Consider the following 13,245-nt stretch of genomic DNA (forward strand, 5'->3'; position numbering starts at 1 on the left):
TTCCGGTAGGGTCAATCGAGTTTGATGTCGCGCGCCTTGATCAAGGCATGCCACTTCTTGCGCTCTGCATCGACGAAGCGCGCCATCTCGGCGCCGTCGGCGGGGCGTGCCTCCCAGCCCGCGTCGTAGAGCTTCTGGCGCACGCCGGCATCGGCCATGGTCTTCTGCAGGTCGGCGCCGAGCCGGGCCTGCACATCCTTCGGCGTGGCGGCCGGCACCACGAGGCCTTGCCAGGTGTAGGCCTCGACGCCCGCATAGCCCAGCTCCTTGGCGGTCGGTACGTTGGGCAGCTGCGGAATGCGTTCGGCGCCCATGGTCATGAGCGGCACCACCTTGCCGGCCTTCACTGCGCTCACGCCGCTGGGCAGGTCGAGCATCATCAGCGGCACCTGTCCGCCCATCAGGTCTTGCAGCGCGGGCGCGCCACCCTTGTAGGGCACGTGCAGCATCGAAACACCGGCTTCGCGCTGGAACAATTCGAGCGCCAGGTGATGCGGGCTGCCAGTGCCCGGCGTGGCGATGCTGTACTTGCCCGGCGATGCCTTCAGCGCGGCGATCAGCGCCTTGGCGTCGGCCAGGCCGGCGTTGGGAGCGGCCGTGATGACGAGCGTCGAGCGGCCCATCATGCCCACGGTCGCGAAGTCTTTCTCCGCGTCGTAGGGCAGCTTCTTGTAGAGCGCGGGGTTGTACACCAGCACGCCGTTGTCGGCCGAGAACACCGTGTACCCGTCGCCGGGCGAGCGCGCCACGTTCTCCGACGCGATGATGGCGCCCGCGCCGGGGCGGTTGTCCACCAGCACCGGTTGGCCCAACTGCTGCGAGAGCTGGGCGCCGGCGGTGCGCGCGAGAAAGTCGGTGCCGCCGCCCGCGGGATAACCGACCACCCAGCGCACGGGCTTGGCGGGGAAGGCCTGGGCCTGTGCATGGGGTGCGAAGGTGGCGGTGGCGAAGGCCACCAGGGCCACCGCGAGCGCTAGCTTGTTCCTGGTCGTCATGGGGTTTGTCTCTTCTGTCGTTGGTATAAGAAAGCGGTGCGGCGCTAGGTGCCTTCGATGGTGTTGACCAGTGCGCCGATGTGCTCGATCTCGGTCACCACCACGTCGCCGGGCCGGCAATCAACCACGCCGTCGGGCGTGCCGGTAAGAATCAGGTCGCCGGGCGACAGCGTCATGAAGCGACTGAAATATTCGATGAGAAAGGGCGCGTCGAAGATCATGTCGCGCGTGCTTCCCTGCTGCGTGACGGTGCCGTTCACCGTGGTCTTGAGCGCGAGCGCCATCGGGTCGGGCACATCGGCCGCGTCGACGAACCAGGGCCCGAGCGGCGTGCAGGTGTCGCGGTTCTTCACGCGCAGATTGGGGCGATACCAGTTCTCCAGGTAGTCGCGAATGGCGTAGTCGTTGGCCACGGTGTAGCCGCCGATGAAGTCGTAGGCGTCGTCCCGCTTCACGTGGCGCGCGGTCTTGCCGACGACGATGGCGAGCTCGCATTCGTAGTGCATGAACTGCACGCCGGCCGGGCGGTGCGTGCGCTGGCGGTGGCCGGTCAGCGTGCTTTGCCCCTTGACGAACGCCAGCGGTTCCTCGGGCGCCTTGAACTCCAGTTCCTTGGCGTGGTCGGCGTAGTTGAGGCCGAGCGCAAGGATGGTGCGGGGCCGCGCCGTGGGCGCGAGCGGCGGCAGCCAGGTGAGCTGCTCCTGCGGCACCACGCGGCCGTCTTCCAGGCGCACGGCGGCATCTTGCTCGCCATTGAATTCGTGCGCGGTGCCGGTGTGTTCGCGGCCTTCGTAAATGACGCGTGCGTGCTTCATGCGGCCACCTCCTGCACCAGCGTGTTGGCCAGGGTCTCGAACCCCGCCGCGGAAATCTCGATGCGGTCGCCCGCGCGGGCCAGCGGCCGGCCGGCGTCGCAGCCCAGCATCAGCACGTCGCCATGCGCGAGCGTCATGAAATCGCCGACGTCGGCCAGAAGTTGCTGCGCCGGACGTACGAGCTGCGAAAAATCGATCGACTGCTTGAGCGTGCCGTTGATGCGCACCTCGATGCGAAAGCCCGCAGGGTCGGCCACCTCCTGCGCGTCGCGCAGCACGGGACCAATGCCGAGGAACCCGTCCACGCACTTGAACTTCACGGGAGGGCGGAAGAAGCTCGCATGCGGAATCGAGAGATCGTTCATCAGCACGAAGCCTTCCACGTCGCCCTCGGCGCCGATCACCATGCCGATGCTGGCGCCGATCTCCACGTCGGGCACGGATGAAGGCACCGCAATCGCTCTGCCGTGCGGGCTCCAGGTGTTGGCGGTCTTCACATAGAGCACCGGTGCTTTCGGCGGCGCCTTGTAGGGCAACTCTGCCATTTGCGGCGCGAGCGCGTCGAACTCGGCGCGAAAGTTCAGCAGCGTGCCGTACACGGTGCCGGTCGGAAGGTAGTGCGGGGCGCTGCTGCTCATGAAGGCTGCTCCAGTGCAATGAGTTCGTCGAGCAGCCCGTAGAGCTGTGTGAGCTTGGTCTTGCCGAGCGACTTTTCCATCCAGTCGTAGTGCGCCTCGATGCTGATCGACAGGCGCTTCACCAGCTTCATGCCGTGTGGCGTGGCCTCGACCACCGTACGTCGCTGGTCTTCGGGATCGCGGCTGCGCGTGACGAGCTTGTCGCGCTCCATGCGCGCGAGCACGCCGGTGAGGCTGGGGCCGAGGATGAACGCCTCGCGCGCCACGTGGCCGGTTTCGACGGCGCCGTGCTCGCCGAGCACGCGCAGCACGCGCCATTGCTGGTCGGACAGCGCGTGCTCGCGCAGGCTGGGCCGCGTGTGGGCCATCACGGCTTCGCGGGCCTGCAGCAGCAGGCGCGGCAAATTGCGGTGCGTGAAGGTGGTGCTCAAAAGCTGTACCTCGTTGAATTAGTTAACATGTTAAATGATTTGGAATTTCTTTCCTAGCCGTTTTCCATCAGGGTTTGTGCGGACACCTAAACTCCCCGCATGGCCAAGGAAAAAACACTCTTCGTCTGCAGCGAATGCGGCGGCACCAGCCCCAAGTGGCTCGGCAAATGCCCGAGCTGCGGCGCCTGGAACACACTCATCGAGCAGGTGGCAGGCAACGGCAGCGGCCCGGCCAACAACCGCTTCGGCACGCAATACGCCTCGCTCGCGGGCGCGTCCGAACTCGCCACGCTGTCGGAAATAGAAGCAACCGACATCGAGCGCACGCCCACCGGCCTCGAAGAACTCGACCGCGTTCTGGGCGGCGGCATCGTCTCGGGCGGCGTCACGCTCATCGGCGGCGATCCGGGCATTGGCAAGTCGACCTTGCTGCTGCAGGCGGTCGATGCGCTGCAGCGCGCGGGGCAGAACGCGCTCTACGTCACCGGCGAGGAAAGCGGTGCGCAGGTGGCGCTGCGCTCGCGGCGGCTCGGCCTTGACCATTCGCAGGTGCAGGTGCTGGCCGAGATCCAGCTCGAGAAGATCATCGCCACGCTAGACGCCACGCGCCCGGCCATCGCCGTGATCGATTCGATTCAGACGGTGTATTCCGACCAGCTCACCTCCGCGCCCGGCTCGGTGGCGCAGGTGCGCGAATGCGCGGCGCATCTCACGCGCTTTGCCAAGACCAGCGGTACGGCCGTGGTGCTGGTGGGCCACGTTACCAAGGAGGGCGCGCTCGCGGGGCCGCGCGTGCTCGAGCACATGGTCGACACGGTGCTGTACTTCGAGGGCGACACGCATTCGAGCTTTCGCCTCGTGCGTGCCATCAAGAACCGTTTCGGCGCGGTCAACGAGATCGGCGTGTTCGCCATGACCGAGCGCGGCCTGAAGGGCGTGGCCAACCCGAGCGCGATCTTCCTGAGCCAGCATGCCGAGCCGGTGCCCGGTAGCGTGGTGCTGGTCACGCTCGAGGGCACGCGGCCGATGCTGGTGGAAATCCAGGCGCTGGTCGACAACGGCGGCCCGAGCCCGCGCCGCCTTTCGGTGGGGCTTGACCGCGACCGCCTCGCGATGCTGCTGGCCGTGCTGCATCGCCATGCGGGCGTGGCCTGCATGGACCAGGACGTGTTCGTCAACGCGGTGGGCGGCGTGCGCATCAGCGAACCCGCCGCCGACCTGGCCGTGATGCTGGCCATCACCTCGAGCCTGCGCGGCAAGCCGCTGCCCAAGGGCTTCATCGCGTTCGGCGAAGTGGGTTTGGCGGGTGAAGTGCGCCCCGCGCCGCGCGGCCAGGAGCGCCTGCGCGAAGCCGCCAAACTGGGCTTCAGCGTGGCCGTGGTGCCCAAGGCCAATGCGCCGCGCAAGGGATCGAAAGAGATCGAGGGCCTGACCATCCACGCCGTCGACCGCATCGAAGAGGCGATGGACGTGGTCCGCCGCCTCGATTGATCTGCGTTGAAAAAATGCCCGGCGCGCCAGTGACGCGCCGGGCCACCCTCCCTACCCCCCGATGTGCATCGTGAACGCCGGTCCGCCGTTGAGCACGCATTGGCCGCTGCCCAACGTGGCCGAGTTCATCGTGTACTGGCAACTCAGGTTGCCGCCGCGATTGCCGCTGGCGTTCGCCAGGCCGGCACCTCGCGAGCCGGCAACCCGGGTCGCCTCTCCCTGGAACTGCTCCCCACCGATCTGCGCATTGAAATGGCCGCGGCCGTTCATGTCGTTGGTCACCGTGCCTGCGACGGTTCCGTAGCGCGCCGCTTCGGCGTTCGACGGATACAGCCGCGCACTGAAGCTCTGCGCCACCGGACCCGGTGCCACGGCATAAGCCTGCGAGGGCGGCGCCGCGGGTGCGGGTTGTCCGAGCGGCACCACGTAGCAGCCGCTGAGGACGGTGGCCGTGAGCGTGGCGGCGAGGGTGAGACGAATGAAGCTGACAGGACGCGGACTATTCATACGCTTTTCAGTGGCCCGGGCAGATGCCCGTGCGGTGAAATGTGCCGGCTCGCGCCACCGCGCCACTTGCTTTTAGCGATGAGTACCGCCCCGCGCGCCCGGCAGTAGCCATGGCCGCTACTGCCGCCTGTCATGCCAGTGCGGCAAGAAAAGCGCCGCCGATCCACATGCGAACTTTTGAATGACGCCAGGAAGGTGGGGATCGCCGGGCGGCGACAATGCGCCCCATGAATTTTCAGAAATTGCTGGTGCCCGTGGGCGGCATCGTCCTTCTCGGGCTTGCATGGCGCAGCTACGGTTGGGCCGGCGTGGCGCTGACCGGCGGCGTGATCGTGATGTTTTTGCTGTTGCACTTCAACCGCGCGATGCAGGTGCTCAAGAGGGCCGCCGACCGGCCCGTGGGCTACGTCGCGAGCGCGGTGATGCTGAACGCCAAGCTCAAGAAGGGCGCGACGCTGATGCACGTCATTGCGATGACGCGCGCACTTGGCGAGCTGCATTCGCCCAAGGACGAGCAGCCCGAGCTCTACCGCTGGACCGACACGGGCGGCTCGTATGTCGACGCCGTGTTCAACGGCGGCAAGCTGCAGAGCTGGACGCTGACGCGGCCCGAGGCGCCGCCCGAAGAAGAAACGCCGGCGAGCTGATCAGGCAAGCCGGGCGGGGCGCTTCCTTCAGAACGGCGCGTCTTCTTCTTCCTCGACGGCGTCGGCTGGCGTCGAGGTAGTGGGCGCCGCAGCAGGCACTGCCGCCGGCGTCGAGGTTTCGTCCTTCGGGGCGCCCGAGAATGCCGCTTCGCCGCCCAGCGCGTCGAGCAGCGCCGGCACCAGTTGGCCGAGTTCGCCCGTGGCAATGGCCACGTCGGCATCGAAGTTGTCTTCCTTCTTGCCGCCCGAGGCACCGTCGCCCGTGCCTTCGAGGAACACGATCTTGCGGATCAGCATGCCGTGCGTCAGCTCGAAGGACACGCGGTCGTCCCAGGTGAGCGCGAGGCGCGTGGGGCGCTTGCCGTCGGTGATGTGCTTTTGCACTTCCTCGATGTCCAGCGGGTGCTTGGCGTAGCGCACCACGGCTTTCGAATCATCCGAGGCCTTGAGTTCGCACTCGCGGTCGATGGTGAAGCCGGCCGGCGGCTCCTGCGTGAGCAGCCAGTTGGCCATGGCGGCGGCCGGCTCGATCTGCGTATTGATGAGGGCCACGGCAAAGCCGTCGAGCGACTTCACCAGGCTGGTGACCACTTCGTCGGCGCGTGCGGCATTGGCGCTGTTGATCACCAGGCGGCGCTCGGCCTGGTCGATCCACACGGCTACGCGGGCGCTTCGCGTGAAGGCCATTGGCAGCAGCTCGAGCGTGATGTCTTCCTTGAGCTCCTTCTTTTCCTTCTTGCCGGGCTTGCGGCCGGTGGTGGCCTCGATCTGCGCGCAGCGTTCGTCGAGCTTGCGGCGCACCACGGAGCCGGGGACGGCCTTGCTCTCGATCATGTATTCGACCAGCCACTGGCCGCCGATGGATTCGGCCAGCGGGCCGTTGGCCTCGCCGCGGGGCTCCACCCAGCCGGCGGACTTTTCCTGCGAGGGGCCGCAGGGCTCGAAGCGCTGCTTGCCGAGACCTTCTTCCACCTCGGTCAATGTTTGGGACCAGGCAGGTTCGATGCGATAGACGATGACGTTCTTGAATACGGACACGGAAACCCTTTTTCCACTGGTTTGGACAACCGGCCATTGTCGGGCACCCCGTTCCGGGGCCGGCCGTAAAATCGCAAGCTTTTGCGACTTCCTCTCCGTCGCACCCCCACACCGCTTCCCAAACAAAGGAATCAGGAAATGAGCTCGATCCCCCCCTCGCTGGACGACCGTGACGGCAAGATCTGGATGGACGGCGAACTCGTGGACTGGCGCGACGCCAAGATCCACGTGCTGAGCCACACGCTGCACTACGGCTGCGGCGCCTTCGAGGGCGTGCGCGCCTACAAGACGGCAGATGGCGGCACTTCCATCTTCCGCCTGGCCGAGCACACCGAGCGCCTGTTCAACAGCGCCAAGATCCTGCGCATGAAGATTCCCTTCACGCCAGAACAGCTCAACGAAGCCCAGAAGCAGGTCGTGCGCGAGAACAAGCTCGAAAGCTGCTACCTGCGTCCGCTGATCTGGATCGGCTCCGAAAAGCTGGGCGTGAGCCCCAAGGGCAACCGGATCCACGCCATGGTCGCGGCCTGGTCCTGGGGCGCCTACCTCGGTGAAGAGGGCATGCGGCGCGGCATCCGCGTGAAGACCTCCAGCTACACCCGCCACCACGTCAACATCACGATGACGCAGGCCAAGTCGGTGAGCAACTACACCAACTCCATCCTCGCCAACATGGAAGCGCTGGACGACGGCTACGACGAAGCGCTGCTGCTCGATGCGAGCGGCTTTGTCTCCGAAGGCGCGGGCGAGAATATCTTCGTGGTCAAGGGCGGCGTGGTCTACACGCCCGACCTGTCGGCCGGCGCGCTCAACGGCATCACGCGCAACACCATCCTGCACGTGTGCAAGGACCTCGGCATCGAACTCGTGCAAAAGCGCATCACGCGCGACGAGGTCTACATCTCCGACGAAGCCTTCTTCACCGGCACCGCCGCCGAAGTGACGCCCATCCGCGAACTCGACCGCATCGAGATCGGCAACCGCGGCGACGGCGGCTCGCGCGGCCCGATCACGGAGAAGATCCAGGCGGCCTTCTTCGACATCGTGAACGGCAAGAACCCCAAGTACGCCCATTGGCTCACGAAAGTCTGAGAAAACCCATGCCTACCAACGCAGTCGTCGAACTCCTGGCCAGGGAGCTCAATCATCAGGGCGGTGTGTTCTGCCCCAGCCCCAAAGCGGACATGAAGCTCTGGGACACCCATCCCAAGGTCTACCTGGACGTGGCGCGCACCGGTGAAGCCAAGTGCCCGTACTGCGGCACCGTCTATCGCCTGAGGGCGGGCGAGACGGTGTCGTCCCGGCATTGACGGTTCGCGGTCTGCTGGGCCGTTTCGGCGCCGGCTACCTGCTCCTCTTGGTCATCCTCGGCCTGGCGCTGAACCTGTTCGGCGTCAAGGCCAATGCGGGCGTGAACACGGCCGCGCTCCTTGGCGCCGTGATGTGGGTGTGCCTGGCCTTCGGCAAGAAGAACGGCCGCTACCTTGCGCGCGACGAAAAGACCCGCGCCGTGCTCGGGATGATCGCCATCGACCTGGCCATTCAGGCGGCGGTTTCGGTGTCGGCGGCCCTGGCTGCCGGGGCGTCGGTATTGCAGCTGGGGCCGATGCTGCTGGTGCTGCTTTTCGTGGGTGTGCTGCACGCCGGCGTGATCTACTTTTTCGTCGGCATGGCGGGCCGGCAGTTCGCGGCCGCCGAAGCCAAGCGAAGCAGCCGTAGCTAGCCTAGCTAGCTGGCTTGCGGCGGGGCCTCATCGAGCGCCGCTGCGATGCGGCGGCTCGGCCACAGGTCGCGCCAGGGTTGCGCATCCCGCGGTTCCTGCGCGAGCCGCAGGTAGACCATCGCGATCCAGAGCAGCGCCAGGCCGATCTGGGCGTCGCGCATTGCCGAGTTCACGCTCGACGCGATCAGCGCGATCAGCGTGGCGGCGAGCGCGTAGCGGCCCGCGATGTCAGGCCTTTTCCATGCCTGCCAGACGGCGCCGGCCATGATGACCAGCAGGCTCAGCAAGGCCGGAAGGCCCCCCTGCGCGCCGACCCACAGGAAGTCGTTGTGCGGCATGTTCGAGTCGGCAAAGAGCACCGGCCCGCGCTTGTGCCACTGGTCGGTCCAGCCGCCGATGCCCCAGCCGGTGAGCGGCCGGTCGGCAATCATGAGGCCTGTGTCTCGGTACATGTAGTAGCGGATGACCCAGCTGCCCTTGAAGATCTCGCCGGCCTGCGCCTTCTCGATTTCCTCCACGCCGGTCTCGACCTTGTGCTGCAGCTGCGGCAGCTGATACAGCGCCGCCGCCAGCACCACGGCCCCCAGCACCAGCGCGCTCACCAGCATCTTGAGGTGGCTGCGCCATTGGTGGATGCACACCACCGGAATCACCAGCATCAGCGCGAGCACCGAGGTGCGCGAGGTCAGCGGCAGCGCCACCACCAGGCCCAGCCCGAGCACCAGCGCGAAGGCGGGAATGGCGCGCAGCGGCCTGTGCGCGGCGATCTGCGCAATGCCCCACACGGCAGCCGTAGACGCCACCACGCTGAAGAGCAGCGCGTTGCTGATCGACTTGTTGCCCACCTCCATGACCACCGCGCGCAGCGGCGACCAGATCGGAAAACCGATGGCGTAATGGGCCAAGATCAGCAGGACATTCAGCGCCGCGATCAACAGGAAGCCGCGCAGCGCCCAGATCGCTTCCTCGCGCGTGAGCGCCATGGCCATCAAGATTGTGAGGCCGATGCGCAGCCCGTGGAACAGGTTCGATCCCGTCTCGGGGTAGTGCGGCCCGAAGGCCAGCACGATGAAAGTCCAGGCCAGGTACGCCACCACCGGCCACCACAGCGGGTTGGCGCGCAGCCGCGCGAAGCGTTCGCGCAACCCGCCGGCCAGCCCCATGGTGGCGAGCAGCAGCAGGGCCGAAAGGTAGGTGACGCCGACGGGCATGAACACCACCAGCCCCCAGAACATGGCCGCGGGCCTGACGATGTGCGATCTCTGCATAGGGGCGGGATTTTAGGTTGGGCCTGCTGGCCCAACCTGACTGGGCGCCCCGCGTCCGCTCAGACGGCGCCGCTTGCCGCCGGCAGCCGGATGACGAAGCTCGCGCCACCGCCCGGGCGCTCCTCGCAGCGCACGCTGCCGCCGTGCCGTTCGGCGATCGACTTCACCAGCGCCAGCCCGAGGCCGACGCCGCCATTGCGCTCGCTGGCGCCGGGGAGCCGGTAAAAGGGCTCGAAGATGCGCTCGCGCAGGGCCGCCGGCACACCCGGGCCCCGGTCGTTCACGCGCACGGTGGCAAAGCCGTTGGCGCTGCCAAGCTCGACCGAGATTTCGCCCGCACCATAGCGGCGTGCGTTCTCCAGCAGGTTGCGGATCGCGCGGCGCAGCAGGCGTGAGACGCCCGGCACCGTGAGCTTGGCGTTGTCGGTGCCTTCCACCAGGTCAAGCTCGGCATCCACCTGCGAGCACTCCTCGGCCGCGAGCCCCGTGAGGTCGACCGCCTCGATGGTGCCCATGTCGGCCTCGCTCGCATCGAGCCGGCTGGCCAGCAGGATCTCGTCGATGAGCTGGTCCAGCTCGCCGATGTTGCGCGAGATCTCGTCGCGCGCGGCGGGGCTCGGGCGCTCGCCCATCAGCTCCAGGCCCATGCGGATGCGGGTGAGCGGCGAGCGCAGCTCGTGCGATGCGTTGGCCAGCAGCGATTTATGCGAGCGCACCAGTTTTTCGATGCGTTCGGCCGACGCGTTAAAACGTTTGGAGAGATCAGCCACTTCGTCCTGCCCTTCTTCGGTCACGCGCACCGAGAGATCGCCCTCGCCCCAGCGTTGCACGCCGCGCTGCAATGTTTCCAGCCGCTGGGTGAGCCGGCGCACGATGGGGTACACGCCCAGGGCCACGGCAATGCCCACGAGCGCGATCATCCAGCCCAGCCCGAAGGGCGTGCGCCAAGGTGCGAACCCGCCGCCGGGGGGGCGGTCGCGCGGCGCCACGCGCAGCGTGATGGCCTTGCCGTCGCTCAGCGTCACGTCGAACTCCAGGCCCTGGCCCGGCACCCGCAGGGCCTTGCCGCTGCCAATGGGCCGGTCCTGCGCGTCGAGCACCACCACGTTGCGCGGCACCGGCGCCAGGCGCTCGCGCTCGGCCTCCGCCGCCTCGCGCACGATCCAGTTGGCCATCAGCGTGAGGATGACGACGCCGCCCACCACCGCGAGCCAGATGCGCACGTAGAGGCGGCGCGAATACAGGTTGCGAAGCATCAAATCAATCTTGCTGCTTGGCGAAGACGTAGCCCACGCCGCGCACGGTGAGGATGCGCTTCGGGTTCTTGGCGTCGACTTCGATCGCGGCGCGGATGCGGCCCATGTGCACGTCGATCGAGCGGTCGAAGGCTTCGAGCTCGCGGCCGCGCACCGCTTCCATGATCTGGTCGCGGGTGAGCACGCGGCCCGCGCGCTCGGCCATGGCCACGAGCAGGTCGAACTGGTAGGAGGTGAGGTCGGCCAGCGCGCCGCCCACCGACACGGTGCGCGCGTTGCGGTCGATCTCGAGCGTGCCGAAGCGCATCACCGTGCTGGCTTCGGTGTCGGTGGTGTTCTCGCTGCGCCGGCGCAGCACCGCGCGGATGCGTGCCAGCAGCTCGCGCGGCTCGAAGGGCTTGGGCAGGTAGTCGTCGGCGCCGATCTCCAGGCCGATGATGCGGTCCATCGGGTCGCCCTTGGCGGTGAGCATCAGCACCGACACCTTCGAGGCGGGGGCGGGCAGCGACCGGATGCGGCGGCAGATTTCGAGGCCGTCGGTGTCCGGCAGCATCAGGTCGAGGATCACCAGGTCCGGCGCGTGCTGCTGCAGCAGCTCGAGGCCGCTGGCGCCGTCGCCGGCATGCGAGAAGAGGAATCCCGACTGCGTCAGGTATTCGCCCACCATGTGTGCCAGGCGGGCGTCGTCTTCGATCATCAGGAGTTGGGGGGTGCTCATGCGCTTCATGGTCGTCCACGGGGGGCAACGGGGCTTGAACGCTCCGTAAAGTTGGGTAAACCCGGCGTCCGGATGTCAACCGGGGGTGCCGCGAAAAGCATGGGGCCAGCCGGTGCATCGGCAGGCGGCGTAGTCATGCTTTCCTCGAGGATGGCAGGAAGGTTGCAGCCGGCCAGCTCCGCATTGTCCGCGCGCGCCCGCGCCAGGATTTCGCCGGCCAGCTGGTGCAGCTGAAAGGTCGAAGCCCGGATGCGCGCCTTGAAGGCGGCGTCATCCAGACGCTGGTCCTTGAGGCTGCGGTTGAGTTCGGCGAACCACGGCATGGCGGCCTGGTCGAGCATGACCGGGGCGTTGCGCCGGGGGCTGGCGGCGGACCATGCGCGCATCAGTTGCTGCACCGCCAGGTTCAGGCGCTGGCAGTGCTGCAGCTCTTCCTTCAGGCTGCCCAGCAGCATCAGGTCGGTGAGCCGTTGCTGGAAGAAGATCTGCGAGAGCACGCCCCAGTAGTAGGCGTAGTCCCAGATCACCTTCACCGGCAGCACTTCGGGGTCGCCGAACAGCGGGTACTGGTCCTGGTAGAGCGCCAGCGTGCTTTCGTAGAAGGAGTGGTAGATCTGGTCGTAGAGCTGCGCGCGCGCTTCGAGCGAGCGGCCCGCGCGGTCGTGCGCCACCAGGTCGGTGATGTAGGTGTTGCTGATCGCAATGAAGTCGCTGCCGGGCGAATAGAAGGGGTCGAGAAACAACCCCGCCTCGCCCGTCAACGCCCACCGCTGGCCCGAGAACACCTGCTTGCAGCCATGCGAAAAGTGCTTGAGGAAGGCAAAGTCCTGCAGCAGGTGCCGCTTGCCGTCGAGCGCGTCGAAAAGCCGCGGCTGGTAGGTGGCAAACCACTGCATGGCTTTTTCGAAGGTGTCGATGGTGTCGAGCGGATGCAGCTTCGGGTCGGCCACGATGCCCACCGAGTGCGAGCCCGAAGCCAGCGGAATCAGCCAGGCCCAGTAGCCGGCGCCCACCAGGTGGTTGGTCGAGAGCCAGCGCGCCTGGGGATCGCAGCGTCCGCGCCAGACCGTGTCGTCGCTCCATTCGTCGATGGAAATGCGCTCGCCGATGCGGAACCACACGGCGTTCACGCCGTGCGCGTTGGCCTCTGCGAGCCCGAGCTTGCGCTTGAGCAGGCTGGCGCGGCCGCACGCATCGATCAGCCAGCGCGCCTCTGCGCTGTGGGTTTCGTCGCCGCGCGACCACTCCAGGCGGTGCGGCGCATCGGCGCCCTGGGCCAGATCGACGCGGCGCACCAGCGCGGCATCGTCGAAGCGAACGCCGCGCCGCACGGCCTCCTGGGCAAGGTAGTTCTCGAAGATGCCGCGGTCGATCTGGTAGCTGGGAACGGCCAGGTAGCGGCTGGCGCCGATCTCGGTCACCTGGTCGATGTCGCGCCGGCCTTCGCTGAAGAAGAAGCGAAAGCCGAACTTGCGCAGCTGCGCGCTGTCCATGTGGGGCTTGAGGCCGAGCACCGTGTCGAAGTAGTGCGCGCCGATCTCCACCGACGATTCGCCCACCTTGTGGGCCGCGTGCGGCACCGGATGGCTGCGCCGTTCGAGCACCAGCACATCGATGTCTTCGAAGCGCTGCTTCAGCTGCAGGGCCAGGGTCAGCCCCGCGAGCCCGCCGCCCATGATCACTGCGTCACATCGTTGCGCAGTGCCGGTCATGGAGCT

The 13,245-nt window shown here is 67.1% G+C and carries 15 protein-coding genes; 5 read left to right on the forward strand and 10 right to left on the reverse strand.

Translation table 11 applies throughout. The features are described from left to right. Positions 1-11 precede the first annotated feature (11 nt). From BLR24_RS22970 to hpaR, 4 genes are read right to left on the reverse strand one after another with little or no spacing between them, the layout of a single operon-like run. Complete coding sequence (locus BLR24_RS22970) at positions 12-995, reverse strand: Bug family tripartite tricarboxylate transporter substrate binding protein (protein WP_093021183.1); 984 nt, start codon at positions 993-995, stop codon at positions 12-14. 44 nt (positions 996-1,039) lie between these two features. After that, positions 1,040-1,810 (reverse strand): fumarylacetoacetate hydrolase family protein, encoded by a 771-nt coding sequence (locus BLR24_RS22975; RefSeq protein ID WP_093021186.1) that lies wholly within the window; start codon positions 1,808-1,810, stop codon positions 1,040-1,042. Further along, entirely contained in the window at positions 1,807-2,448 is a 642-nt protein-coding gene (locus tag BLR24_RS22980; RefSeq protein WP_093021189.1) for a fumarylacetoacetate hydrolase family protein, read from the reverse strand. The genes BLR24_RS22975 and BLR24_RS22980 overlap by 4 nt, the downstream gene beginning before the upstream one ends. Then, the gene (hpaR, locus tag BLR24_RS22985) at positions 2,445-2,879 is read right to left on the reverse strand and encodes a homoprotocatechuate degradation operon regulator HpaR (protein WP_093021192.1); all 435 of its coding nucleotides are present in this window, start codon (positions 2,877-2,879) and stop codon (positions 2,445-2,447) included. Before hpaR ends, BLR24_RS22980 begins: the two co-directional genes overlap by 4 nt. 99 nt (positions 2,880-2,978) lie before the next feature. Here hpaR and radA point away from each other — a divergent pair, with 99 nt between their 5' ends. Then, the gene (gene radA / locus BLR24_RS22990) at positions 2,979-4,370 is read left to right on the forward strand and encodes a DNA repair protein RadA (RefSeq protein WP_093021195.1); all 1,392 of its coding nucleotides are present in this window, start codon (positions 2,979-2,981) and stop codon (positions 4,368-4,370) included. Positions 4,371-4,421: 51 nt separating this feature from the next. Here the strand turns inward: radA and BLR24_RS22995 are convergent, their stop codons facing one another. Continuing rightward, positions 4,422-4,877, reverse strand: coding sequence for a hypothetical protein (locus BLR24_RS22995; RefSeq protein ID WP_093021198.1), 456 nt, complete (start codon positions 4,875-4,877; stop codon positions 4,422-4,424). Positions 4,878-5,095: 218 nt separating this feature from the next. Between BLR24_RS22995 and BLR24_RS23000 the strand changes: the two genes are divergently transcribed. Continuing rightward, positions 5,096-5,524: a glycerate kinase gene (locus BLR24_RS23000; protein WP_093021201.1), complete on the forward strand. Its 429-nt coding sequence runs from the start codon at positions 5,096-5,098 to the stop codon at positions 5,522-5,524. A gap of 27 nt (positions 5,525-5,551) precedes the next feature. On the opposite strand, the gene BLR24_RS23005 is transcribed toward BLR24_RS23000, so the two are convergent. Continuing rightward, entirely contained in the window at positions 5,552-6,562 is a 1,011-nt protein-coding gene (locus BLR24_RS23005; protein WP_093021204.1) for a recombination-associated protein RdgC, read from the reverse strand. A 138-nt stretch (positions 6,563-6,700) separates the two neighbouring features. On the opposite strand from BLR24_RS23005, the gene BLR24_RS23010 reads away from it, so the two are divergent. The 3 genes from BLR24_RS23010 to BLR24_RS23020 are packed head-to-tail and all read left to right on the forward strand — an operon-like array spanning position 6,701 to position 8,285. Further along, a complete protein-coding gene (locus BLR24_RS23010) occupies positions 6,701-7,654 on the forward strand; it encodes a branched-chain amino acid transaminase (RefSeq protein ID WP_055800429.1) in 954 nt (317 codons plus the stop codon). An 8-nt stretch (positions 7,655-7,662) separates the two neighbouring features. Continuing rightward, positions 7,663-7,872: a zinc-finger domain-containing protein gene (locus BLR24_RS23015; RefSeq protein ID WP_093021207.1), complete on the forward strand. Its 210-nt coding sequence runs from the start codon at positions 7,663-7,665 to the stop codon at positions 7,870-7,872. Further along, positions 7,869-8,285 (forward strand): ABZJ_00895 family protein, encoded by a 417-nt coding sequence (locus BLR24_RS23020; protein WP_093021210.1) that lies wholly within the window; start codon positions 7,869-7,871, stop codon positions 8,283-8,285. Before BLR24_RS23015 ends, BLR24_RS23020 begins: the two co-directional genes overlap by 4 nt. A 5-nt stretch (positions 8,286-8,290) precedes the next feature. On the opposite strand, the gene BLR24_RS23025 is transcribed toward BLR24_RS23020, so the two are convergent. The 4 genes from BLR24_RS23025 to BLR24_RS23040 are packed head-to-tail and all read right to left on the reverse strand — an operon-like array spanning position 8,291 to position 13,239. Continuing rightward, positions 8,291-9,553 (reverse strand): O-antigen ligase family protein, encoded by a 1,263-nt coding sequence (locus BLR24_RS23025; RefSeq protein WP_093021213.1) that lies wholly within the window; start codon positions 9,551-9,553, stop codon positions 8,291-8,293. Positions 9,554-9,612: 59 nt separating this feature from the next. After that, positions 9,613-10,809: an ATP-binding protein gene (locus tag BLR24_RS23030; RefSeq protein WP_093021530.1), complete on the reverse strand. Its 1,197-nt coding sequence runs from the start codon at positions 10,807-10,809 to the stop codon at positions 9,613-9,615. Positions 10,810-10,813: 4 nt separating this feature from the next. Continuing rightward, a complete protein-coding gene (locus BLR24_RS23035) occupies positions 10,814-11,536 on the reverse strand; it encodes a response regulator transcription factor (RefSeq protein WP_093021216.1) in 723 nt (240 codons plus the stop codon). Next, positions 11,533-13,239 carry an NAD(P)/FAD-dependent oxidoreductase gene (locus BLR24_RS23040; protein WP_093021219.1) on the reverse strand — a complete coding sequence of 569 codons (1,707 nt, stop codon included), beginning with the start codon at positions 13,237-13,239 and terminating at the stop codon, positions 11,533-11,535. The genes BLR24_RS23035 and BLR24_RS23040 overlap by 4 nt, the downstream gene beginning before the upstream one ends. Positions 13,240-13,245 lie beyond the last annotated feature (6 nt).

Origin of the sequence: Variovorax sp. OV700 (assembly GCF_900099805.1) — a bacterium.
In the GTDB taxonomy this organism is placed as follows: Bacteria; Pseudomonadota; Gammaproteobacteria; order Burkholderiales; family Burkholderiaceae_C; genus Variovorax.